At 31.9% G+C, this 24,000-nt stretch carries 31 protein-coding genes; 28 read left to right on the top strand and 3 right to left on the bottom strand.

What is annotated here, in order from left to right:
* The first annotated feature begins 164 nt into the window (after positions 1 to 164).
* The 10 genes from FNB79_RS11725 (at position 165) to FNB79_RS11680 (ending at position 9,180) form a co-directional block, all read left to right on the top strand.
* Positions 165 to 1,127, top strand: coding sequence for an MBL fold metallo-hydrolase (locus FNB79_RS11725; protein WP_143381489.1), 963 nt, complete (start codon positions 165 to 167; stop codon positions 1,125 to 1,127).
* Between the two features lie 183 nt (positions 1,128 to 1,310).
* Positions 1,311 to 2,102 carry a DUF3050 domain-containing protein gene (locus FNB79_RS11720; protein WP_143381488.1) on the top strand — a complete coding sequence of 264 codons (792 nt, stop codon included), beginning with the start codon at positions 1,311 to 1,313 and terminating at the stop codon, positions 2,100 to 2,102.
* Positions 2,103 to 2,181: 79 nt separating this feature from the next.
* A complete protein-coding gene (locus tag FNB79_RS11715) occupies positions 2,182 to 3,174 on the top strand; it encodes a c-type heme family protein (RefSeq protein WP_143381487.1) in 993 nt (330 codons plus the stop codon).
* Positions 3,175 to 3,187: 13 nt separating this feature from the next.
* A complete protein-coding gene (locus tag FNB79_RS11710) occupies positions 3,188 to 3,640 on the top strand; it encodes a methyltransferase family protein (RefSeq protein WP_143381486.1) in 453 nt (150 codons plus the stop codon).
* A gap of 6 nt (positions 3,641 to 3,646) precedes the next feature.
* Positions 3,647 to 4,252 carry a class I SAM-dependent methyltransferase gene (locus tag FNB79_RS11705; protein ID WP_143381485.1) on the top strand — a complete coding sequence of 202 codons (606 nt, stop codon included), beginning with the start codon at positions 3,647 to 3,649 and terminating at the stop codon, positions 4,250 to 4,252.
* A gap of 148 nt (positions 4,253 to 4,400) precedes the next feature.
* Complete coding sequence (locus FNB79_RS11700) at positions 4,401 to 5,735, top strand: cytochrome ubiquinol oxidase subunit I (RefSeq protein WP_143381484.1); 1,335 nt, start codon at positions 4,401 to 4,403, stop codon at positions 5,733 to 5,735.
* 3 nt (positions 5,736 to 5,738) lie between these two features.
* Entirely contained in the window at positions 5,739 to 6,815 is a 1,077-nt protein-coding gene (gene cydB / locus FNB79_RS11695; protein ID WP_143381483.1) for a cytochrome d ubiquinol oxidase subunit II, read from the top strand.
* 18 nt (positions 6,816 to 6,833) lie between these two features.
* Positions 6,834 to 7,136 (top strand): hypothetical protein, encoded by a 303-nt coding sequence (locus FNB79_RS11690; RefSeq protein ID WP_143381482.1) that lies wholly within the window; start codon positions 6,834 to 6,836, stop codon positions 7,134 to 7,136.
* A 113-nt stretch (positions 7,137 to 7,249) separates the two neighbouring features.
* Positions 7,250 to 8,527, top strand: a complete 1,278-nt coding sequence (locus FNB79_RS11685; RefSeq protein ID WP_143381481.1) for an alkaline phosphatase family protein — start codon at positions 7,250 to 7,252, stop codon at positions 8,525 to 8,527.
* A gap of 11 nt (positions 8,528 to 8,538) precedes the next feature.
* Complete coding sequence (locus FNB79_RS11680) at positions 8,539 to 9,180, top strand: DUF5320 domain-containing protein (RefSeq protein WP_143381480.1); 642 nt, start codon at positions 8,539 to 8,541, stop codon at positions 9,178 to 9,180.
* Positions 9,181 to 9,248: 68 nt separating this feature from the next.
* On the opposite strand, the gene FNB79_RS11675 is transcribed toward FNB79_RS11680, so the two are convergent.
* The gene (locus tag FNB79_RS11675; RefSeq protein ID WP_143381479.1) at positions 9,249 to 10,133 is read right to left on the bottom strand and encodes an arsenite methyltransferase; all 885 of its coding nucleotides are present in this window, start codon (positions 10,131 to 10,133) and stop codon (positions 9,249 to 9,251) included.
* 342 nt (positions 10,134 to 10,475) lie between these two features.
* On the opposite strand from FNB79_RS11675, the gene FNB79_RS11670 reads away from it, so the two are divergent.
* From FNB79_RS11670 to FNB79_RS11640, 7 genes are read left to right on the top strand one after another with little or no spacing between them, the layout of a single operon-like run.
* Complete coding sequence (locus tag FNB79_RS11670; RefSeq protein WP_143381478.1) at positions 10,476 to 10,781, top strand: ArsR/SmtB family transcription factor; 306 nt, start codon at positions 10,476 to 10,478, stop codon at positions 10,779 to 10,781.
* Positions 10,782 to 10,832: 51 nt separating this feature from the next.
* Positions 10,833 to 11,069, top strand: coding sequence for a thioredoxin family protein (locus tag FNB79_RS11665; protein WP_143381477.1), 237 nt, complete (start codon positions 10,833 to 10,835; stop codon positions 11,067 to 11,069).
* A 3-nt stretch (positions 11,070 to 11,072) separates the two neighbouring features.
* On the top strand, positions 11,073 to 11,474 hold the full coding sequence (locus tag FNB79_RS11660; protein ID WP_246073270.1) for an OsmC family protein: 402 nt from the start codon (positions 11,073 to 11,075) through the stop codon (positions 11,472 to 11,474).
* A 1-nt stretch (position 11,475) separates the two neighbouring features.
* A complete protein-coding gene (locus FNB79_RS11655) occupies positions 11,476 to 12,450 on the top strand; it encodes a permease (protein WP_143381476.1) in 975 nt (324 codons plus the stop codon).
* The gene (locus tag FNB79_RS11650; protein ID WP_143381475.1) at positions 12,447 to 13,124 is read left to right on the top strand and encodes a formylmethanofuran dehydrogenase subunit E family protein; all 678 of its coding nucleotides are present in this window, start codon (positions 12,447 to 12,449) and stop codon (positions 13,122 to 13,124) included. The genes FNB79_RS11655 and FNB79_RS11650 overlap by 4 nt, the downstream gene beginning before the upstream one ends.
* Positions 13,125 to 13,140: 16 nt before the next feature.
* Positions 13,141 to 13,578, top strand: a complete 438-nt coding sequence (locus tag FNB79_RS11645; protein ID WP_143381474.1) for a nitrophenyl compound nitroreductase subunit ArsF family protein — start codon at positions 13,141 to 13,143, stop codon at positions 13,576 to 13,578.
* Positions 13,579 to 14,280, top strand: a complete 702-nt coding sequence (locus FNB79_RS11640; protein WP_143381473.1) for an aromatic aminobenezylarsenical efflux permease ArsG family transporter — start codon at positions 13,579 to 13,581, stop codon at positions 14,278 to 14,280.
* 18 nt (positions 14,281 to 14,298) lie between these two features.
* Here the strand turns inward: FNB79_RS11640 and FNB79_RS11635 are convergent, their stop codons facing one another.
* Positions 14,299 to 14,661, bottom strand: coding sequence for a winged helix-turn-helix transcriptional regulator (locus FNB79_RS11635; RefSeq protein WP_143381472.1), 363 nt, complete (start codon positions 14,659 to 14,661; stop codon positions 14,299 to 14,301).
* Positions 14,662 to 14,741: 80 nt separating this feature from the next.
* On the opposite strand from FNB79_RS11635, the gene FNB79_RS11630 reads away from it, so the two are divergent.
* The 3 genes from FNB79_RS11630 (at position 14,742) to FNB79_RS11620 (ending at position 16,315) form a co-directional block, all read left to right on the top strand.
* On the top strand, positions 14,742 to 15,254 hold the full coding sequence (locus FNB79_RS11630; RefSeq protein ID WP_143381471.1) for a VOC family protein: 513 nt from the start codon (positions 14,742 to 14,744) through the stop codon (positions 15,252 to 15,254).
* 240 nt (positions 15,255 to 15,494) lie between these two features.
* On the top strand, positions 15,495 to 15,848 hold the full coding sequence (locus tag FNB79_RS11625; protein ID WP_143381470.1) for a hypothetical protein: 354 nt from the start codon (positions 15,495 to 15,497) through the stop codon (positions 15,846 to 15,848).
* 227 nt (positions 15,849 to 16,075) lie between these two features.
* On the top strand, positions 16,076 to 16,315 hold the full coding sequence (locus tag FNB79_RS11620; protein WP_143381469.1) for a hypothetical protein: 240 nt from the start codon (positions 16,076 to 16,078) through the stop codon (positions 16,313 to 16,315).
* Between the two features lie 60 nt (positions 16,316 to 16,375).
* Here FNB79_RS11620 and FNB79_RS17245 read toward each other — a convergent pair whose 3' ends face one another.
* Complete coding sequence (locus tag FNB79_RS17245) at positions 16,376 to 16,525, bottom strand: hypothetical protein (RefSeq protein ID WP_185967767.1); 150 nt, start codon at positions 16,523 to 16,525, stop codon at positions 16,376 to 16,378.
* Positions 16,526 to 16,835: 310 nt separating this feature from the next.
* Here FNB79_RS17245 and FNB79_RS11615 point away from each other — a divergent pair, with 310 nt between their 5' ends.
* From FNB79_RS11615 to FNB79_RS11580, 8 genes are all read left to right on the top strand, one after another.
* Positions 16,836 to 17,789: a calcium/sodium antiporter gene (locus FNB79_RS11615; RefSeq protein ID WP_143381468.1), complete on the top strand. Its 954-nt coding sequence runs from the start codon at positions 16,836 to 16,838 to the stop codon at positions 17,787 to 17,789.
* Positions 17,790 to 17,919: 130 nt separating this feature from the next.
* Positions 17,920 to 18,834, top strand: a complete 915-nt coding sequence (locus tag FNB79_RS11610) for a glutaminase (protein ID WP_143381467.1) — start codon at positions 17,920 to 17,922, stop codon at positions 18,832 to 18,834.
* 70 nt (positions 18,835 to 18,904) lie between these two features.
* A complete protein-coding gene (locus FNB79_RS17240) occupies positions 18,905 to 19,324 on the top strand; it encodes a hypothetical protein (RefSeq protein WP_185967766.1) in 420 nt (139 codons plus the stop codon).
* A gap of 44 nt (positions 19,325 to 19,368) precedes the next feature.
* Positions 19,369 to 19,860: a hypothetical protein gene (locus FNB79_RS11600; RefSeq protein WP_143381466.1), complete on the top strand. Its 492-nt coding sequence runs from the start codon at positions 19,369 to 19,371 to the stop codon at positions 19,858 to 19,860.
* Between the two features lie 27 nt (positions 19,861 to 19,887).
* Positions 19,888 to 20,136 carry an FUSC family protein gene (locus FNB79_RS11595; protein WP_143381465.1) on the top strand — a complete coding sequence of 83 codons (249 nt, stop codon included), beginning with the start codon at positions 19,888 to 19,890 and terminating at the stop codon, positions 20,134 to 20,136.
* Positions 20,137 to 20,412: 276 nt separating this feature from the next.
* Entirely contained in the window at positions 20,413 to 20,745 is a 333-nt protein-coding gene (locus FNB79_RS11590; RefSeq protein WP_143381464.1) for a hypothetical protein, read from the top strand.
* A 306-nt stretch (positions 20,746 to 21,051) separates the two neighbouring features.
* Positions 21,052 to 21,981, top strand: coding sequence for a hypothetical protein (locus FNB79_RS11585; RefSeq protein ID WP_143381463.1), 930 nt, complete (start codon positions 21,052 to 21,054; stop codon positions 21,979 to 21,981).
* A 4-nt stretch (positions 21,982 to 21,985) separates the two neighbouring features.
* Positions 21,986 to 23,971 carry a TonB-dependent receptor plug domain-containing protein gene (locus FNB79_RS11580; protein ID WP_143381462.1) on the top strand — a complete coding sequence of 662 codons (1,986 nt, stop codon included), beginning with the start codon at positions 21,986 to 21,988 and terminating at the stop codon, positions 23,969 to 23,971.
* The last annotated feature ends 29 nt before the right edge of the window (positions 23,972 to 24,000 follow it).

Raw genomic sequence — 24,000 nt, 5'->3', positions numbered from 1 at the left:
TTGATATTCATCAAGTTAAAACCATAATAGCTTAATAACGATAAGCTTATGTATGCTAAAAATGTTTAATAGGTAGCTTAATTTAGATTATATATCGTTAAGTTACTCCCTATAAAATTAGACTATTAACAACTATTTAATTCGTCAAAAAAACTAATTTTGAAATGAAAATTTTTCACCTCCTCATATTATTTATATGCATTTTTTCTTGTTCAAAGCAACAAACTAAAACCCCTAATATAAAACCTGGTTATACTATAGACGCTACCTCTATTGTAATATTAGGAACTATTCAAGATGCAGGGTCTCCGCACATTGGATGTTCTAAATCCTGTTGTGCTGGACTTTTTGATAATCCAAACATAAATAGAAAAGTTTCATCGTTAGGATTAGTAGATTCCCAGACCAATAAAACCTACTTATTTGATGCTACACCAGATATAACAAGTCAAATACAATGGTTAACAGATTCAGAACCTAATAGTGAAAAACAGTTAGTTGATGGCATTTTTTTAACACATGCGCATATTGGGCACTATACAGGACTTATGTATTTAGGCAAAGAAGCTATAGATGCAAAAAAAACACCTGTGTATGTTATGCCTAGAATGAAAAAATTCTTGGAATCTAATGGGCCTTGGGAACAGCTTGTTAATAGAAAGAACATACTTTTAAAAACTTTAACGCCAGATGTACCAGTAACATTATCTCAGTCTTTAGAAGTTACCCCAGTACAAGTCCCACATAGGGATGAATATTCTGAAACAGTAGGCTATAAAATAAAAGGTCCTAATAAAACCGCACTTTATATTCCTGACATTGATAAATGGGAAAAATGGGAAAAAAATATAATTGAAGAGATTAAAAAAGTAGATTATGCATTTCTAGATGCAACATTTTACAGTGGTTTAGAAATGAATAGACGAGATATTTCTCAAATTCCACACCCACTTATAATTGAAAGTTTAGAGCGCTTTAAAGCATTAGAACCTAAAGAAAAAAGTAAGGTCGTTTTTATTCACTTTAATCATACAAACCCTATACTTAACCCTAATAGTGCAGCAACAAGAACTGTAAGATCTCAAGGTTATAATATTGCTAGAATACATGATATTTATGAACTCTAACCCATCTTACGTATACTAATAAAAAAATCGCATAAGCTCTAAATCACTAAGAGTCAAAATCATAAACAACTTTAAGTGTTTATAACTAATTGTCAACATAAATTTTATAATAAATGTATTGTAATTTTTATATTTCATGATGTATTTTTGCGGGCTTTATAATTAGAGCTAAACTCCATTTGCATGCTACAAGTACAGAAATTAGATAAGATATCATTTATTGAAAGTGAAATTTCAGATTTAAGACAGCAGTTAAAAAATCATAAACTCTATAGCAGTTTAAAAACTATAGATGATATTAAACTCTTCATGGAAAATCATGTCTATGCGGTTTGGGACTTTATGTCGTTATTAAAACAACTACAAATACAATTAACCTGTGTAAATACGCCATGGCTACCTTCTAAAAACGCCTCATTATCAAGATTTATAAATGAAATTGTACTTGGAGAAGAAAGCGATATTAATGAAATAGGCGAAGCTAAGAGCCATTTTGAAATGTATTTAGATGCCATGTTACAAGCTGAGGCAGACACTTCAAAAATTGAATCTTTTGTACACAATATTGCACAAGGAGAACCCATTACAGTTGCTTTAAATAAGATAGCTTTAGATCCTCGGGTTTCAGATTTCGTTAATTTTACGTTTTCTGTTATTGCTACTAAAAAATCACATCTTATAGCTTCTGCTTTTACATTCGGACGTGAAGATCTTATCCCTGATATGTTTATTGAAATTATTAAACAATCCAATTCAGAACAGCAATCCTTTAGCAAATTCAAGTATTATTTGCAACGCCATATTGAATTAGATGGAGATGAACACGGTCCGCTTTCTTTAAAAATGGTTTCTGAACTTTGTGGAGCAGATGATATAAAATGGGATGAAGCATTACACGTAGCTAAACAAGCATTAGAAAAAAGAGTTGCCCTTTGGGATGCAGTTTCAGACCTAATGCAGAATACATATAAATAGCACATTTTATCTTATAATGTAACTTAAGTTACTGATTTTTTAAACTATAGATTGTAATTTCATCTAAATTCTCTTTAAGATGAAAAACAGTTTTACAGTACTGTTACTAGCGATGCTTTTAGTAGGTTGTAATTTTTCTAAAAAGAAAAACACAACAGAATTAGCAAGTTCAAACCTATCGCAATCAGAGCATCCTGGAAAAAAATTAATGGAAACCAACTGTTACGTCTGCCACAGTCCAACAGCAGATGAATACAATAGAAATGGTCCACCAATGGTTGCCATTAAAAGAAGATATATAACCAATAATACCACTAAAGAAGATTTTATACAGGCGATGCTTACTTGGACAAATCAACCTAGTAAAGATAAAGCCCTTATGTATGGTGCCGTACAACGTTATGGAGTAATGCCTAAACTAGTATATCCTGAAGAAACCATTACACAAATTGCAGATTATATGTACCGTTTTGATATTGAACAGCCAGAATGGTTTGAAGACCACTATCAGCAACAAAACAGACAAGGCTTACAACCAGGTATGGGCATGAAGCAAAAGCAACAATCCTATCGCAATAATCAAACCTTAACACCTAAAGCTCGGGGTTTAAATTACGTTTCAACCACACAAAATGTACTCGGTAAAAATCTAATAGAAGCTATTGAAAAACAAGGATTATTGGAGGCGTTATCCTTTTGTAACGAAAAAGCTTATCCGTTAACAGATAGCATGGCTGCAAAACATAATGCATCTATAAAACGAGTTACAGATAAACCACGCAATAAGAGTAATATGGTAAGCCCAGAAGAACTGGAATACATTAAAATATTTAAAACATTAAACACAAATAATGTACAATCGGAACCTATAATTATAACTCAAGAAAATCAAGTAAAATTTTATTACCCAATAACTACCAATACCATGTGTTTACAATGTCATGGTAAACCTAATGAAACTTTAAAAGCAAATACCTTACACAAAATAAAACAATTATATCCTAACGATAAAGCTATAGGCTATACAGAAAATGAAGTTAGAGGTATTTGGAGTGTGACTTTTAATAAATAGTAAAAACGAGACAGTGAACTCAGAACAAAAATTACTTAAAGATTATCTATTTGTCGGCCTTCAGCTTATACTACTATTCATTTATATACTTCCTATTAACTTAATACGGTTTAATTTAATTAATGGGCTATATTATTTTAGTATATTATTAATGCTTTTAGGGTTTAGTTTAAGCGGTATTGCATTATTACAAATAAACACAAAATTATCGCCTTTCCCTACGCCAAAACTAAATACAACATTGCATACAAACGGTGCTTTTAAGATGTCTAGACATCCTATTTATACTGGAATATTAGCAATAACAATAGGTTATGGGCTATATACCACCTCGCTATTTAAATTACTGTTAGCTTTTCTATTACTCGTTTTATTTTACTTTAAATCTAAATACGAAGAGCAATTATTAATAAAAAAGTTCCCAGAATACGCCGCTTACAAGCGTAAAACAAGACGATTCATCTAATTTATTATGAAGCAAACACCTCTAGACTTTTGGAACGACCGTTATGGTCAAGATACTTTTGCATATGGTACAAATCCTAATGCTTTTTTTAAAACACAATTAGACTGCTTAAAACCAGGAACATTACTGCTTCCTGCTGAAGGCGAAGGACGAAATGCTGTGTATGCTACTTTACAAGGTTGGAAGGTTTCAGCATTTGATATTAGTGAACAAGCAAAGCGCAAAGCAGAGTTATTAGCTGAAAGACATAAGGTTTCTATTGAGTATGAAGTAACAGGAATTCTTGAATATAATAATACAAATCTGTTTGATGTTATTGGATTATGTTACACGCATTTTCCTATATCCATACGAAAACAAGCTCATTTACATCTTATAAATTTACTAAAACCTGGCGGAACTATGATTTTTGAATGCTTTGCTAAAAGACAATTAAATTATAACTCTGGCGGACCAAAAGACAATGCTATGTTATTTTCCTTAGAAGAAGTTAAATCAGAATTCCCTAACCTAGAATTTTCAATATTAAAAGAGACAAAAATTACGTTATCCGAAGGTGAATTTCATCAAGGAGAGGCAAAAGTTATCCGTTTTGTTGGAACGAAACTTTAAATTTAAAGTCTACAAACTTATAAAACACATGCAATTTAATATGCAAATCACACTGTGACAAATAATTGCAAAAGAATATACATATTGTAATAAAAGTTACCTCTTAATTAATTGTTGCTTTGTATTTTTATAGTCTAAAACTCAGAATATGGAAGACATGCTCTTTTATGATAGAATGCAATTCGCATTTACTATTACATTCCACTACCTTTTTCCGCAATTAACCATGGGACTGTCTTTATTGATTGTCTATTTTAAATGGAAATTCCTTAGAACACATATTGATAAATATAATGATGCTGCAAAATTTTGGATGAAAATTTTTGCACTTAATTTTGCTATGGGTGTGGTTACGGGTATTCCTATGGAGTTTCAATTTGGAACCAATTGGGCCAAATTTTCAGAACTTACTGGAGGTATAATAGGTCAGACTTTAGCTATGGAAGGTATGTTTTCTTTCTTTTTAGAATCTTCATTTTTAGGACTCTTTTTATTCGGAGAAAAACTACTAGGACATAAACTACATTTCCTTACAGGTTTTTTAGTATTTTTAGGTTCATGGGCAAGCGGATATTTAATTATAGCCACACATTCTTGGATGCAATATCCTGTTGGCTATGAGGTGTTAGAAAACGGAAAATTTGTATTAAATAATTTTGGAGCACTCTTTTCTAATCCTTGGTTATTACCCTCTTACTTACACAATCAAGCAGCATCAATGGTAACATCATCCTTTGTTGTTGCCGCCATAGGAGCATTTTATATCTTAAATAATAAACACCATGAATTTGGTAAACTTTTTGTAAAAACTGGAGTTATTTTCGGTTTAATTTCTAGTCTATTAGTCGCTTTTCCTACGGGAGATTTAGCAGCTAAAAATGTAGTTAAACATCAGCCTGTAACCTTTGCAGCAATGGAAGGGATATTTCATACTGAAGATGGCGGTTCTGAAATTGTACTAATAGGGCAACCTAACATACGCGAAAAAAAATTAGATAATAAAATTGCTGTTCCAAATATATTAAGCTTCCTAACTTATCAAGATTGGAATGCCGAAATTAAGGGGTTAGATCAGTTTGATCCTGATGTGTATCCAACAAATATTCCAGGATTATATTATGCTTATCACATTATGGTTGGCTTAGGAACCATTTTTATAGGTTTAATGCTTTTGGCTACCCTACAATTATTCAGAAAAAAATTATATACCACAAAGTGGATTTTATGGGCCATTGTATTTATGTTACCCTTTCCATATATCGCAAATACTACAGGTTGGTATACTGCAGAACTTGGTAGACAACCTTGGTTAGTGTATAACTTGTTACGTACTTCAGAAGGTGCTTCTCCAACTGTATCTTCAGGAAATACGTTATTTACATTACTTGGTTTTATTGGATTATATTTACTCCTCGGTTTATTATTTTTAATGTTAGCCGGAAAAATAATTAATAAAGGACCAGAACTAGAAAAACACGCTTAAATTATGGAATTATTTTGGTATATCGTATTAATGACAATGTTGGCCGTATATGTAATTTTAGATGGTTACGATTTTGGAGCTGGTATAGTGCACTTATTTTTTTCGAAAACTGAACAAGACAAAAAAGCCATCACTAATGCTATTGGTCCGTTTTGGGATGCTAATGAAGTGTGGCTTATCGCTTCTGGAGGTGTTTTATTTTTTGCATTTCCTACGCTATATGCCTCTTCCTTTAGCGGCTTTTATTTACCATTAATGATGATTTTATGGTTGCTTATTTTTAGAGCCATTGGTTTAGAGTTAAGAGGCCAAGTACACAATAAAATGTGGGAAGCAGTATGGGATAAAGCTTTCGGGATTTCTAGTTTATTATTAGCATTATTTTTTGGCGTGGCATTAGGAAATGTGGTCCGTGGTGTAAATTTAGGTGGTGTTGTAGACGGAGTTTCGACTCACGAAGCACATTATTTCTTTCTGCCCCTATGGAACCCTAGTTTTAGTCCGCATTCCGAAGAACTCGGTGTTATAGATTGGTTTACTTTATTATTAGGAATTATTAGTGTGGTTGCATTAACCATTCATGGTGCGAATTGGATTATCTATAAAACCAACTCCGATTTAAACGAAAAACTTAAAACAGTAGTCTTTAATTTGAATATTGCTCTGGTAGCTTTAGTCATTATTTCTGTAACCATTTGGCATATTATTGAGCCTAATCCGTTTCATAATTTTATAAAAACACCTATGCTATGGATTTTTCCTTTAATAATGCTTACTGGTTTATTTGGTACTTTTAAAGTCAAGTCATTTAAAAAACATGGTATCGGGTTTTTATTTTCGTCTTTATTTCTATTAGGCGGATTAACGTCTACAGTGGCTTCTATTTTTCCAAAAGTTTTACCATCAACAAACAACATCAATCCTGATTTAACTTTGTATAATGTTGCAGCTCATGAATATGGATTAAACATTGGAATATATTGGTTTGCTATTGCTGTGGTTTTAGTAGCTGCGTATATGTTTATTCAATATAAAGTATTTAGTGGTAAAATGGATGATGTAGGTTACGGCGAACATTAATGGTGAATTTACAGCGTAATGACAGGGACTTTAATTTCATTAATTAGCATATTTGTAGGCATTATTTCGGCTAATTTAATGGGCTATTTTAAACCTAAATTTTCATTTGGTTTTACAGGAAACACACTAATTGGTGTATTTGCAAGCATCTTTTTAGTCAAGTCTTTTGGACGCCTAGGATTCGATCCGTGGTCTATTATGGATCATGGTAATTTTCATAATTTACGATTTATAACTAATTGTATTGTTTCTGCTGTTGGAGGTGCTTTGGGATTAATAGTAGTAAAATGGATAACTCTTAAACTTAATACACCTAAATAAATTAATCCTTATCAAAATTTTAAGTCTTCTTAAAAACCAATAACTAAAAATATCTGTAGATTTGTATACATCACTATATAGAAGCCATAAAATATACATTTATATTATCACCGATGAATAAAAAAATCTGCTCCCTCCTACTTTTAGTTTTAATGATTTTTAGTTTTTACTCCTGTACATCCAGTAAAACTTTAGGAAGCGAGACAATAACCACAAACTCTAAGGCCTCTCAAAAAAAACCATATGTAATTTTAGTTTCGCTTGATGGATTTCGTTGGGATTATGTCGATTTATATAAACCGCCACATCTCACAAAATTTATAGAACATGGTGTAAAAGCAGAATCTCTTATTCCTGCATTTCCGTCTAAAACTTTTCCAAACCATTATACTATAGCTACTGGAATGTATCCAGATCATCATGGGTTAATCGGAAACTCATTTTATAGCTATAAAAAAGAAGTTACTTATAACATTAGAGATCGAGCATTGGTAGAAGATGGCACATTCTATGGAGGGACACCCATATGGGTGAATGCCGACAAAAATAATATGGTTTCTGCAAGTTATTTTTTTGTAGGATCAGAAGCTAATATACAAGGCGTAAAACCAACTTATTATCACATTTACGATAGTAAAATTAAAAATGAAACTCGCGTAACCGAAGCTTTAAATTGGCTAAAACTTCCAGAACAAAAAAGGCCACATATAATTACCATGTATTTCTCTGATATGGATGATGTAGGACACCGTTACAGTCCCAATGCACATGATAAATTAAGAGATAAACTTTTAAAATTAGACGACAATTTAGGCCGTTTATTTGATGGTGTCGCTGCCACAGGTTTAGATGTTAATATTATTATTGTATCAGACCACGGCATGACTGCAGTTACACCTAACCATTACATACCAACAGAGTCGGTTACAAACACCAACTTGTACACTCTTATAGACAATGGTGCCATGTTAGATATACATCCTAACGCAGGAGTTTCTGTAGATGAAATAATGGCATATTTAACTCCAAAACAAGATCATTTTAAGGTATATAAAACAGCGGAGACACCTGGATTTGAATATACACCCAAAAATGAAGATTGGGGAAAAGTACAAATAATACCTGATTTTGGATATTATTTCGGAAAATCACAACGCATTTCGGATATGAAAAAAGCAGGAATTTCTGCTGTAGGTGTACATGGTTACAATCCTATTGAAAAAGATATGCATGGTATTTTTTATGCAAACGGACCGGCTTTTAAATCAGGTTTTGTGATACCTTCTATACAAAACATTCATATTTATCCATTAATGTGTGAAATTTTAGATCTTAAGGTTCCAAGTGAAGTCGATGGAAAACTAGAACCCATACAAGCTGTTTTAAAATAAAAACAACACGATTGAAATTTTTAAATGTTTTTAAACACATATTTAAGACCAAATCTAAAAAATCAATTTTAGACGATTTTCATACCACCAAAAATAGTAACGGATTATCGTTACTTTGTGGGGTTGGTTATGCTGAAATTAATGAGCTAGATATTATTATTACAAACTATCCGTTTGAGCCTTCGATTGCTTTTCCTAACAAGCGCTTTTTACCTAAAGACATAGATGCTATAAGTATTGATTTTGGAATGTGTACTTTAGAAATTGCAGATGATATTGTATTTATTTCTTCTGAATATAAAGACAAATTAAAATTATTTGCTACACGTTATAATATTAAATTAATACCACACCGTTGGAATTGGGATTGGATTTTAGAACCTTATTTAGATACAGAATTTACCCCAGAAAACGAAAAAAACACTTTAAAAAGACTCACTGATAAAGGTTTTCTTAAAGAAGAAATTGAAGCCATCAGACAAGAAGTTGAAACACAAATGTATGCTTATAATTTTGATACAATGTTATGGGATTGGTGTAGTTTAGGGCTACATGATGTACTATCGGCTATGCGAGCAAAATACAATCCTATAGTCTTTAGAGCTTTTTATAAGAAGGCTTTGGAGCTAGATAAAAAAGGCTATAACCTCTAATATATTATTCAAAATAAAAAGCCACTAAACATTATCTAAGTTTAGTGGCTTGTGTATATTTTAAAAAATTAACAACATCCAGAAGATGGCGAACAACACGATGTTTGTGCCTCGGAAAACGTAACAGGGTTTTGGTCTTCCAGAGTTCCAGGTTTTTCAGCATAAACTGTAATACTAAAAATACCTGCACCACCATTATTAAAAGCACTTACTTCATCAACAGATAAATATTTACTTAAAATATCATTAGGGATTATAATAGGTTTCTCCTTTTGTATTTGTATGTTTTTAAATCCTTGATTAGTGATAAATTGTAAATAATCTGTACGCTGTATGGCACCTGCGACACAACCAGCATACATCTCTGCATCTTCTTGTAAAGATTTAGGTAAATGCCCTTTTAATACAACATCAGAAATACTAAAATGCCCCCCTGGTTTTAATACTCTATAAATTTCACTAATAACTTTCTGTTTGTTTGGAACCAAATTTAAAACACAATTACTAACTATAACATCTGCAACATCATTATTTACAGGCATATCGTCTATGTCGCCTGCTCTAAACTCGACGTTATTATATCCTAATTTTTCTGCATTCAATCTGGCCTTTTTAATCATTATAGGCGTAAAATCTATACCTATAACTTTACCTTCTGCACCTGTTTCATGACGTGCTACAAAACAATCATTTCCTGCACCAGATCCTAAGTCAATTACAGTATCACCTGCTTTAATTTTAGCGAATTGGGTAGGTAAACCACAACCTAAACCTAAATCGGCATCTTCAACGTAACCTTGCGTTTCAGAATAATCGTCCATCATAATATTATACACTTTATTTGTTGTGGGTGTGGCACCACAACACGACGATGCATTTTCAGCTTTACCCTGTTCTGCAATTTTAGTGTAACGAGCCTTAACAATGTCTTTTAACTCTTGTTCTTTATTCATGATATTAAAGTATTTGTATTTAATAAAGTCTTTTTTTAAAACCCTTATAAAGATTTTAAAATTAAGATTAGAAATATAAATTTAGGTGCAATTACCTAGTAAAAACACCATTCTCATATTCATTGTAATATTACGATTAATATTTAAATTTTCAAATTATTTAAAATTAAAAAAAACATAAATACTTAAAAAACAAACGCATAATAAACTCATATACTTAAAATGTTAAAAACTATGCATCTAGGTCTATCCAATAATATTAATTATTTTTATAAAAAATTAGTTATGTGACATAAGTCACAAATTAACTCAAAATCCAATCGTATATTTGCGATATAAGTTATGAAAAGAAGTTTAGAACATATAGAATACAAAGAAGATACCGAAGCTCTAGCAACGTTTGCAAAAGCATTAGCACACCCAACACGTATTGCCATTTTAAAACACTTAGATACACAGTCGTGTTGTTTTACAGGAGACTTAGTAGAAGTATTCCCTTTAGCTCAATCTACTATTTCTCAACATTTAAAAGAATTAAAAAATGCGGGATTAATTCAAGGTGAATTAAAACCTCCAAAAATAAAATACTGTATTAATCAAGACAATTGGAAACGTGCTAAGTCATTATTTCAAGACTTTTTTGATTGATATTTTTTTAATAATCTTATCGTTTATTGGCGATAAACAAACTTAAATATTATGAGTCATGTAATTAAAATTCTAGGAACCGGTTGTCCAAAATGTCAAGCAATGACAGGTATTGTAAAAGATGTTATAGCAGAACAACACATTGATGCCACAGTTGAAAAAATTGAAAATATTGAGGACATTATAAGATACAATGTTATGAGTACCCCTGCATTAGTAATAAATGAAGTTATAACTATTAAAGGGAGAGTACCTTCTAAAAATGAGGTTATTGCACTGTTAAAATAAAAAATGATGGAGTATCAAATTAGTGCAAATTCAAGAGCGAACCAAGATGCTGAGCTTCAAATTAAAGAGGCTAATATAAATTTTGGTACAACAGCTGGAACAGCAAACATTTTACCTAATCCAGCTGAATTATTCTTGGGTGCATTTTCTGCTTGTATGCTTAAAAATGTAGAACGTTTTTCTAAAATGATGAAATTTTCTTATACAAAAGCTACTGTAGATGTTCACACAAAACGTCTAGAAAATCCTCCAAGACTGGATCATATTCATTACGATTTAAAAATATACAGTACAGATAAAAAACTAAATCTAGATTTACTCCAAAAAAATATCGAAAAACATGGAACAATCTACAATACAGTAAAATTATCTTGTACAATTACTGGAACTATAAAAAAAGTGTAACATGTTTGATTGGTTGCAACATTTCGCAGATTGGTTGATTTACTCCACATTCGGAATTGGAGCAGATACACACTTAGGAACAGCTTTAAACTTCTTTGTTTACGATACAATTAAAATACTTATTCTACTGTTTATTATTGTGTTTTTTATGGGAATTATTAATACTTATTTCCCTATTGAACGTTTAAAAAATTACCTAAACAAGAATAAATTATACGGTTTAGAATACCTATTGTCTTCCATCTTTGGGGCTATTACCCCTTTTTGCTCATGCTCTTCGGTACCTTTATTTATAGGTTTTGTGCAAGGTGGTATTCCGTTAGGGGTTACATTTTCGTTTTTAATTACTTCGCCATTAGTAAACGAAGTTGCACTAGCTATGTTTTTAAGTATGTTTGGAGTTAAAGCAACTTTAATTTATGCCGGTTCTGGTATTATCTTAGGTACAATTGGAGGTTGGGTATTAGGAAAATTTAATTTATCACCATTGCTCTCTGATTGGGTTAAAAACATTATTGAAAATAAAACTCAAAACTCAGACTTTAAAGCAGAAAAAAGAACTTTTAAACAACGTCTTCCTGAGATTACCCAAAGTGCATGGGACATTATAAAAGGCGTACTTATTTATATTGTTATTGGAGTTGCTATAGGTGGTGTAATACACGGCTATGTGCCTGAAAACTTTTTTAATTCATTTTTAGGTGGCGGACAGTGGTGGACGGTTCCTTTGGCTGTTATTTTGGCGGTACCCATGTATGCAAATGCTGCGGGGGTGGTCCCTATAATTCAGGTTTTTGTAGCAAAAGGTGTCCCTCTAGGAACAGCAATTGCATTTATGATGGGAACTGTTGGCTTATCATTACCTGAAGCTACATTACTAAAAAAAGTAATGTCTTTAAAGCTTATTGCTATATTTTTTGGAGTGGTTACTTTAGCCATTATTTTTTCGGGGTTCTTATTTAATATGGTGCTATGAAAACAATTTTCGCCATACTAACTGTGCTTTTACTGGGGAGCTGTGAAACAAAGATAAAGGAAACTCTAAATCAATCAACAAATCCAGAAATTACAGTTATAGATACCGATTTCTCTAAAGGCAGATTAACGCTAAAACAGACTATCAATTTAAAAGATGTAGAGCGATTTCACGGCCATTTATGTGACGGACTTGTTCAAGGGTTTTTAGGTATTAAAGTAGGTCTGCATGTTCTTTATCCGAACGGAATATTAGATAGAACCAACACCAGAATTGTTAGTAAAAGTTCACCTTGCCTTACAGATGCAGCTATTTATCTTACAGGAGCCCGTTACCAATATAATACTTTTTATGTAGACGATTCGCTTAAAGATGGTTTTTACATTATGCAAAGCATAGATCAACATAAAACTGTAAAAATTCAATTAAAGCCAGATGTAAAACCACCGGAAATAGATTTATTAGGAGCACAAGCGATTAAAGGTACATTATCGGCCTGCGATCTAGATAAACTTAAATCTTTAGAAGATCAATTTGCAGATTATTTACTGACCTCAGATCCTGAAACTAATTTTACAGTTACAGAACTTACCTATTTTAAATGGTTGCCTCTAGAAAAGCATAATTATACAAAAACAGACATCTTAAATAAAAACATAACTACTTGTAAATAATTAACATCTATTCATTATGAAAACTATTAAATTTTTAGCCGTATTAGCCATTATATATACATTATCGAGTTGTAATGGACAAACCAAAACTTCAAATGAGATTGTAAACCAAGAGGGCTCTAAAATAGAAGTATTAGATTTCCACTCTACACACAGGTGTATGACCTGTAAAGCTATTGAAGCTAATACAGAATATACCTTAAACACTTATTTTATTACCGAACTAAACAATAATACAATTACCTTTCAGGTAATAAATGTAGACGATAAAGCCAATGAAAAAATAGCTGAAAAATTTGAAGCAGCAGGCACAGCATTAATGCTAAATGTTATAAAAAACGGTGAAGAACAAACAATAGATTTAACAGATTTTGCATTTATGAATGGTACAAACCAAGCCGCATTTTCTAAAGGATTGCAAGCTAAAATAGCATCTGCACTAAAAACATTGTAAATGGATGCACTTCAAACATTAATTTCGCAATACAATATTCCTATAGTATCGGCATTTATACTCGGACTAATGACAGCCATTAGTCCGTGTCCTCTAGCAACTAACATTACCGCTACTGCTTTTATATCTAAAAATATTGCTAGTAAAAAAAAGGTGTTTATAAGCGGACTCTCATATTCTTTAGGAAGAGGATTTAGTTATACTACAATTGGATTAATCTTATACTTTGGAGCCAGTAAATTCCATATCGCAAGATTTTTCAATCAAAATGGCGAAAAATATTTAGGGCCGCTATTAATCGTTATCGGATTAATTATGTTAAACATTATTAAACTTAATTTTTTAGGAAAATCTAGTGTTCAGGAACAACTCTCTATTAAATTTAAAGATAAAGGCATTTGGGGTGCTTTTCTAATTGGTCTAGTCTTTGCTTTAGCCTTTTGCCCTTATAGCGGAGCTTTATTTTTTGGTATACTTATACCTATGACTATGACTTCTTCAGACGGATTATTTTTACCCATTGTGTTTGCTTTAGGCACAGGATTACCTGTTATAATATTTACCTATCTCTTGGCATTTACAGCGGGAAAATTAGGACTATTTTATAACAAAATCACTAAAATAGAGAACATCATGCGTAAAACTGCGGGTATCGTTTTTATATTAACAGGTGTGTATTATGTTGCTATATTTTTAATGTGAATATAGCGAACTTACAACCTAAACCTTATGCAATTTAGCATCATTTGCACCCCAAGCATCAAGGTGTTTTAATATTACTTCTAAAGATTTTCCTCTTGGCGTTAAACCATATTCTACTTTTGGAGGTACAACAGGATAAACAGTTCTAGAAATTAAACCATCTTTTTCTAACTCTCTCACGGTTTGCGTAAACATTTTATTAGAAATCCCTTCAATGTGCTTTTGTAAAATGCCAGAACGCAAATCACCTTCTAATAAATGAAATAATATTAAGGGTTTCCATTTCGTTCCTATTAAATTCATAGTATAATTTAACGGACAGTTAATTTCTTTAATCAAAAAATTATATTTTATATTATTAATAATCAACAATTTACTCATTTTGGTAACTATAAACCTTTTTGGTAAGTTATTGTCTAGTTGGCAAATATAGCGTAAATTTGAAATCTAAATAAGATATTATGTCAGAAAAAACAGATTACCCAAAATCATTTTCCCATATTGGAATTACAGTTCCAGATATTAATAAGGCTGTAAAATTTTATACAGAAGTTATGGGTTGGTATACCATCATGGAACCATCTAAGATTAAAAAAGAAAAAGAGACAGCCATAGGTATTATGTGTATTGATGTATTTGGAGACGATTGGGAAGAGTTTGAAATTGCACACTTATCCACTTCAGACGGCGTCGGTGTAGAAATTTTCTCATTTCCTCACGGCGTTAAAGAAGCTCCAGAATTTAGTCCGTTTAACACAGGGTTATTTCATTTTAGTATTCAGGATCCAAATATTGAAACCTTAATTGATAAAATAGTGGCTTACGGCGGAAAACAACGTATGCCTATTAGAGCATATTATCCGGGTGAAAAACCTTATAAAATGTGTTATGTAGAAGATCCTTTTGGAATTGTTTTCGAAATTTACACACACAGTTACGAATTAACCTATTCTTCTGGTGCTTATACTAAATAAGCCTTATTTTTAATACATACTATAAAGCGTAAGTCATACTTGTCTTACGCTTTTTTTATTACTTTTAAAGTCTAGTAAATTTTTCAATACGGCAAACAGCCTTCATTTAACTTGTTTTTCTGCCATAACCTAACCAGGCACAATAAACACCATAACGGCTGAATGTTACCTTACAAACAAACAAAACTAATACATGAAAAAAGCAATGATTTTTATAAGTGCTAGGCTCCTGCCCTGCACTTGTGCCAAAGATCCAACACTACAAATACGACACAACCAAAAACGGCACAACCTAACACGCTATCTGCACATACTGCTCGAGCATTAGCAGAAACTTTAAAAACAGTAAAATCTGGAGACACTATTACCCTTACTTCACCGTTACATATTGATAAAACCATAATACTTCGGGCTGAACATACGACTGCTAAAGTACAACTGTTATATACCGGAGCTGCAAATACAGCTGCTTTTAACCTGCATCCAAAAGGGAAACTTTACATGCAACATATTAATATACAAGGTAACAGTAATAATAGGGCCTTCTCACCTTTACAAGAACATATGGCATCGGCATACAATGTATTACACTAACTGATTTTAATTACATATTAAAAGCCTATAAAGCTACTTTTGCTGATACAATTTCTTTTAAAAATTCAACTTTAAAAGATTCTAACAACGGTTTTGTTTTAACCGCAGAAGACAAAGGAGATTATAATGTAGAATTCCTCACTATAGAGCACTGCCAGTTTGATAATGTACGCGATAATGTAATAAACGTTTATCGTGGTGGTTACGACGAGTCTACCATTGGTGGTGTGTTAAGTGTAACACACAGCAACTTTACAAATTCTGGTGCTACAACTAACAGCGGAATTTTAATAAATACTAAAGGTATTATAAATGTACAGCTAAACAACAATACTTTTACCAATAATCCGGTAGCACATGTAGCAGTACTTTGGGGAGAAAAAAACAACCACGAAACCAACAATACTTTGTTTAATTCTGGAACATTTAAAGTTGAAGACCAGCAAAAACTCAAGATTTTGTATTAAAATAGTGAGACATAAAAATAAGTAATCCAATTAAATCAAGCTTCTATTTACGTTATTTTTTTACAATTGTTCGGAGTCTGACGAGAGTAATTTTACTTCAGAAATAACAGGAAATTGGTAATGGCAAAGTACATCTGGAGGTGTCATGGGCAGTACAATTACGCCTGAAAATACAGGAGAACAAAGAATGCTTATTATCTTAGCAGACACTTTAAAAAGTTATAAAAACTAAGCCTTAGAGTTTAAAACGGCATACACTATTAGGTCTCAAACATATGTGCTGTTTAACAACACGCGAGAAATGCGCATTCAAAATAATGGGTATAAACAAATTATTAAAATCTCCAATGATACTCTCATTTTAACTGGCGATTGTAACGACTGCTATACAAACATTTACACACTTAAACATTAGTTTCTTTTTTAGGGTGAAATAGAAAAAAATTTACTACTTTTTTTAAATACATATCTAAAAATAGAGTAACATTACAGTGTAGAAACAACTTATATGCTGCGCGATATGATAAGTTCAATACTAGTAATTATTCTAGGGTTTACAAGCTTAATTTTAGGTGCAAATTGGCTTGTTACTGGGGCTTCTGCCTTAGCTAAAAAGAAACACATTTCAGATTTAGTTATCGGACTAACTATAGTAGCCTTTGGAACTTCTGCTCCAGAATTGGTTGTAAACGCTGTGGCATCTTATAATGGCTATTCAGATATTGTATTCGGAAATATTATTGGTAGTAATAATTTTAACTTATTTATTATTCTTGGTATTGTAGGATTAATATATCCCATTACAGTGCAATCTTCTACAGCTTGGCGGGAAATACCTATTGCCTTATGTAGTGCTATCTTACTCTTAATACTTGCTAATAATGCTTTTATAAACGAAAATTTTAGTATTTCAAGATTAGACGGTTGTATTCTATTAGGGTGTTTTGTAATCTTTATCTATTACATTTTTAATCAGCTTAAACAAGACCAGACCCAAGTTACAGCAGTAAAAATCAAATCTAATACAACCATTTGGTTTTTAATAAGTATTGGTATTACAGGTTTAATTCTTGGCGGAAAATTAGTAGTAGACCACAGTATACATATTGCAGAACATTTAGGCGTAAGCGAAAAAATAATAGGTTTAACTATAGTTGCTGCAGGGACGTCTTTACCAGAATTAGTGACTTCAGTAGTTGCTGCACTGAAAAAAAATAGCGATATCGCAATCGGAAATGTTATAGGCTCTAATATTTTTAATATTTTACTTATACTTTCAATTAGTGCATTTATACACCCAATAAATTATAAGCCACTTTTTAATCAAGATGTATATATATTAATTGGCGGGTCTTGCTTTCTAATGCTTGCGATGTTTACGGGAAAAAGAAAAAAAATAGACCGTTGGGAGGCTTTTATCTTATTGTGTTTTTACCTTATGTATACCTCTTATTTAGTATTTAATGACCTATAATAAACACCTTTGCACGTACTAATACAATACTAAAAGTTAATTGCTAATTCTATGATTTAAATAAAATTCCGTTTCAAAGTATTACATTCGTATATTTTTATACGCGATTTACTCAATACCATAAACAACCGTGAATTTTAAAGACATTATCACAGACTGCTACAATCAGATTAAAGACATAGAAAACGAAGGCCATTTAGCAGCTTATATTCCAGAATTGGCAAATATTGATCCTGAAAAGTTTGGAGTACATATTACCACGATGGATCAGCAAGGATTTGGTATGGGAAATGCACTTGAAAAATTCTCAATTCAGAGTATTGCTAAAGTTTTATCACTTGTACTAGCCTATAAATTATTAGGTAAAAAAATCTGGGAACGTGTTGATGTAGAACCGTCTGGGAATGCATTTAATTCACTATTACAATTAGAGGTTGAAAACGGTATTCCGAGAAATCCCTTTATAAACGCTGGTGCCTTAGTGATTTCAGACATATTAGTATCTGAATTAAAGCATCCTAAACAAGACTTTTTAGAATTTGTAAAACGCATTTCTAATAATCCAAATATTAACTATTGTAGTAAAATTGCAGAATCAGAGAAAAAAGTAGGCTACAGAAATATTGCCTTATGTAATTTTATTAAGTCTTTAGGAAATATTAATAATGAACCTGACGAGGTATTAGATTTTTATTTTAATTTATGTTCGCTAGAGATGAACTGTAAAGAACTGTCTGAACTCTTTTTATTCTTATCAAATAATGGCTGTTGTACCTATAGTAAAGAAGAAATTCTTACCGAACGTCAATCTAAACGTATAAATGCCTTAATGCAAACGTGTGGATTTTACGATGAATCTGGAGAATTTGCTTTTGAAGTTGGCTTACCCGGAAAAAGTGGTGTTGGCGGCGGTATTGTTGCTGTACATCCAGACCAATATACTATTGCGGTTTGGAGCCCAAAACTAAATAAAAATGGAAATTCGTTTAAAGGCATGGCTTTTTTAGAAGCCTTTACTACTCAAACTAAACTTTCTATATTTTAACGCATTAACAAAATTAATTACGTTTATAACGCAACCTTTCTCATGCATTGCCATCTATAAATAAAAAGCAATGATGAAACATTTATATCCGTTTCTATGCTGTGTCTTCTTATGTCTAAGTTTTGCATGCGAAAGAGACGATAACACACCTAATAATGACCTCCTTTACGGAAATTACGAGGGTGAGTTTACCGTAATATATAACGACAGTACAATTTATTCTAACCCCGTAACTTTACAATTAAATACAGATAACACTTATAGATCTAGCGGAAATGAAAATTATTTTCCTGCAGGTGGAAGTGGTAGTTTTAGCAGTAATTCAACGATTTTAGAGTATAACGATGAAAATTTTTGGACTGCAAACTTTGATTGGAACCTCATTTTAAACGGTAGCTATAAGTATACAAAAACAGAAGATTCATTAGTTTTCACTGCATTTAAAAACAATATCGGACAATATACATATAAATTAATAAAAACAGAGTAAACCAATTTGTTTAAATTCAATTCTAATCTTTAAACGATAAAAACATGAAAAATTATTACTTTATTGCAATATTCAGTTTATTTTTAGTTGCCTGTAACAATGACGATGATGGCTATGGACCAACATATGACTATATTTTTACTGAAAATAGTGAACTAACCGTGGTCTCATACGATACAGAAACCTATATTAAATATGGCGAAGTACAACCCGGAGAAAAACTAGTTTTTAAGTATAGATATGATGCCGGAGAAGATTTAGCTACTTACGATGCTGGATTTACAGAATGGATACGCTTTGAAATAGATCCTGAGTTAGAACGTTTTTCTTATACCGATGATGAATTATTAACTATCGATGCTGTATACACAAAGTCATGTTTTTGCTATTTTGAATATGATGAAGCTAAAGATGTAGATCCGGTAGGCACTATAAGTGGTGAAAAACTGTCTGATAACTCATGGAAGATAAAAATTGATGTCACTTTTTATAATGAAGATCATAAAGTTATAGATGCAAAATTTAAACGCGATTAAACATTCTTAAAACCTAACATTACTTTATTGAAAGAGAAAGCACTTCATAATTTATCAGACCAAGAATTGTTAGATAAAGCCAAAGCATTAAAATCATATACCACTATAAACACCTTTTTAATAGGCATTATGATTGGAGTGGTTATCTATAGTGTTTTTGCGCATACTATAGGATTAGTAACCTTAATTCCCTTAGTCTTGATATATAAATTGGCAGATCGTTCTAAAGAATATAAAGAAGTCAACAGGTTACTACATGCACGAAGATTAAAATAATAGATTCCTAAAAAATAAAGAATGGAATGGGTTAAACAATCTAAATTCATAGCTTAAAAAAGATTAAATAGTCTTTTATTATCATTATAACCAGTACTTAACACCAATGACTTTAACCTATTAACAATCAGAATCTAAAATAAATAAAATTCAAATTATTTTTAAATTGTAATTAAAACATTAACTTTTATAGACGATATAAGACTAGGAAACTTTAAAAAAAATGTTGAAATTTGGGGCGTGAAAACTGCAAGTATATTTTTAGCGCTATTTCTAATGGTAAAACCACTAATCCCTTTAGTGGAATATGCTGCATTTTACGATTATATTGTAAATGAACTCTGTGTTAATAAAGATGAACCGGAATTACAATGTAACGGAACCTGTCATCTAAAAGATCAATTAGCCAAAGCTTCAGATACAGAAAAAGGAAATAATGACAAAAGTAGCTCTATAACTTTCGAAAATTCTTTAGTCTTTTTTCAAGATTCAAAATTCAACTTTGCATTATTTATTCCACAAGAACAAAATTCAAACATAGATACTTCTTATCATAATATTTACAAGTTCCAATATATGGATTTTGTATTTCACCCACCACTCGTTTAATTATTAACATCTTCAGAAACACCAAAACTCTAGGCTAAACATTGGACTAAATATATATGTTTAGTAGTCACTGATTATACATTTATTTTTAAAATTTAAATGTATTATGTATCAGAGCTGCTATTACAAAATCGTTCCAAATTAGGCTCCTGTGTTAAGCGTGCGTTCTACTCACATCTCGTAAACGGTAAACCTTGCCTATTGGTATGGCATAAAAACTATTGTGCATTCTTATTATTTTTTAAAGAAGAATTGTATGGCCTCGTTTACCGCTTTATAAACGTTTATAATTAAACAGCATAACCTATGAAACTTTTACAACATATTGTAATGGCGCTAGGTGTTATTTGTGTGGCTACGTCTTGTACTGTTGAAAAAACAGATTATGATGCGGAATTAAGCACAGACACCACAGAATATATTGAATATGAAGAAGTAACGTCTACGACTAGTGACGGTTACACCATACGTATTGAAGCCTTAAATGGTACACTATATAAAGGATACAATGAAATTCATCTAAAAATTACCGATACCCAAACCAGTGCGGTTTTAGAAGATTCTGAAGTTACCTTTTTACCTATACTAACAGATGCCAATGGTAATAAAACCTCGTGTCCGCATCAATATACTTTAGAGTATAATGCAACAGAAAAATATTACTCAGGTTATGCTGTTTTTACTAGCGAAAGTGATACCACAGTAAATTGGCAGTTATATATAGATTTTCAAGACAGTTCTCAATCGTACGCTATTAATCAACCCATTACAATTGAAGAGCAAACAAACATGAATCTTAATATGACTGCTTTTACTGGTAATGACGACGAACAATATTTTATTGCCTTAGTCGCACCCCAAAGTCCAAGTGTAGCAGAAAACGAATTGGTTGCAGGTATTTATAAATACAACAAACCAGAACAAGAAGCAGGAACATTTCCGGACTTAACGCAATACTCCTATTCTATTGTTAAAAATCACACCTTATTGTTAGACCCAAGAATGCCAGAACCCTCAATGGGGAATCATTCTTCACCCAACAATCAAGACTTAACGCAAGCAAGCGATAGTTTATATTATGGTGTTGTAAATTATACCATGACAGGAGAATGGACCCTAAACTTTATTTTTCAGGATCCCGATGGAAACACGATTAAAGGCACAGAAGTATCTACAGAATTTACACCAGGAATAGAAGGCGAACGTAGCGAACTACATATAGATATTTTATTCTGAAGCAATGAAACAACTTACATTAATTTTACTAATATTAGGAAGTATAGCTAATGCACAAAACACCCCCATTGTTAGGGACAGTTCAGATGTGGTTTTAGATGAAGTTCTGGTAATTGCTGCAAAGAAAAACAAAATAGAAACCGCTATGAAAATGGCTGTTACTGTAGATGAATTCTTAGCCTCGTCTGACAACATTAGTTTTATAAAACGTGGTGCTTATGCATGGGAACCCTTATTAAATAACATGAGTACAGAACGCTCTACAGTTACTATAGATGGTATGCATGTGTTTGGTGCTTGTACAGATAAAATGGATCCAGTAACATCTTATATAGAAAGTAATAATCTATCTGAAATTGATATTAAATCTGGACAAGAAGGCAGTTTACATGGCGCAACTGTAGCAGGAAGTATTGATTTAAAACGAAAAAGTTCTGCATTTACACCTGATAAAAACTGGAGCGGAGCGTATCAAGCTGGTTATGAATTTAATAACAATCAGTTTTTTAACCTAGGAAATGTAGCATTTACGAGTAATAAACTGGTTGCAGATGGAAGCATATCGTTTAGAGATGCTGGAAATTATACCGATGGAAATGGTAATGAAGTCTTACATTCTCAGTTTACAAAATTCAATACGTCTTTAGGCATAGCCTATAAAACAAGCGATTTATCATCTGTACGAGTAGATGCCATTTTTGATAAGGCTGAAGATGTAGGGTATCCTGCGTTACCAATGGATTTATCACTATCTAGAGCATTAATTACATCTGTAGCTTACAAGCAATTTTTTGAAAACAAACTCATTAAAGTCTGGGATACAAAAGTCTACTTTAATACTATAGAACATTATATGGACGATACTACCCGCCCAGAAAACTTGGTGCATATGGATATGCCTGGTTGGAGTACCACATATGGTTTGGTGTCTAAAATTAATATAAAACATAACAATTACGCTTCAGAAATACAATTAAATGCCTACGATAATTTAGCTATTGCAGAAATGCGAATGTACCCGCAAGATTATAGCGAAACAACCATGTTTGCTTACAGTTGGCCATGGGTTACCACACGTTATGCTGGATTATCTACGAGTAATGCTTGGGATATCTCAGACCGCAGTACCTTAAATTTTGGCGGTACTTTAGGAGTAAATTATAATTATTCTAAATACATAGAATTTAATCGCATTTTTCATCCAGGTGCTTCTCAAGAAAAGACCCGCTTTTTACCAAATCTGTATGCAGGCTATCAATTAAATATTGACGGATTTAATGCATCTGTTGGTGGTGGTTATGGTCATAGAGCACCTTCTGTTTCCGAAGGGTATGGCTACTACATATACAATAGTTTTGATAGATACGATTATATTGGCGATCCCGATTTAGAAAATGAAATCTCTTATGAAGGTAATGCTAGTGCTGGTTTTTCCCATACAAAAGGAAGTATTCAAGCCAAAGTAAACTATTTCTATATCAAAAATTATATTATTGGTCGCATTTTAAGTTCAGGAAGCCCCATGAACTACCAATCGGTTGGTGTAAAAGGCTACACCTCTTTAGATCATGCTACATTATTCAATTTTTCGTTAAGTGCAGATTATAGTATTTTACAAAATTTGCATTGGAAAGGCACAGTAACATATGCAAGAGGTTTAGACGAAAACAAAAACAATTTACCATTTATTCGTCCACTAAGTTACCAAACGGCTTTACATTTTTCATATCAGAAAGTCGGAATCTCAACATCCCTTAATGGCGATTTAAAACAAATAGATTACAGTCCAGAATATGGTGAAGACGAAACCTCGTCTTACACCAATTGGAATGTCTCTGCTGATTATACGTTTTACATTAAAAACAATAAAACAATCTTACAAGTTGGTGCAGAAAATGTATTTGATACTTACTACAGTACGTATGCAGATTGGGGAAACATTCCAAGAATGGGACGTAATATATTTACATCTTTAAAAATTAATTTATAAAAAACAACTCAAAATTACAATCAACTATT

Origin of the sequence: Formosa sediminum (assembly GCF_007197735.1) — a bacterium.
GTDB lineage: Bacteria > Bacteroidota > Bacteroidia > Flavobacteriales > Flavobacteriaceae > Formosa > Formosa sediminum.
This window is presented reverse-complemented; position numbering and strand designations above follow the sequence as displayed.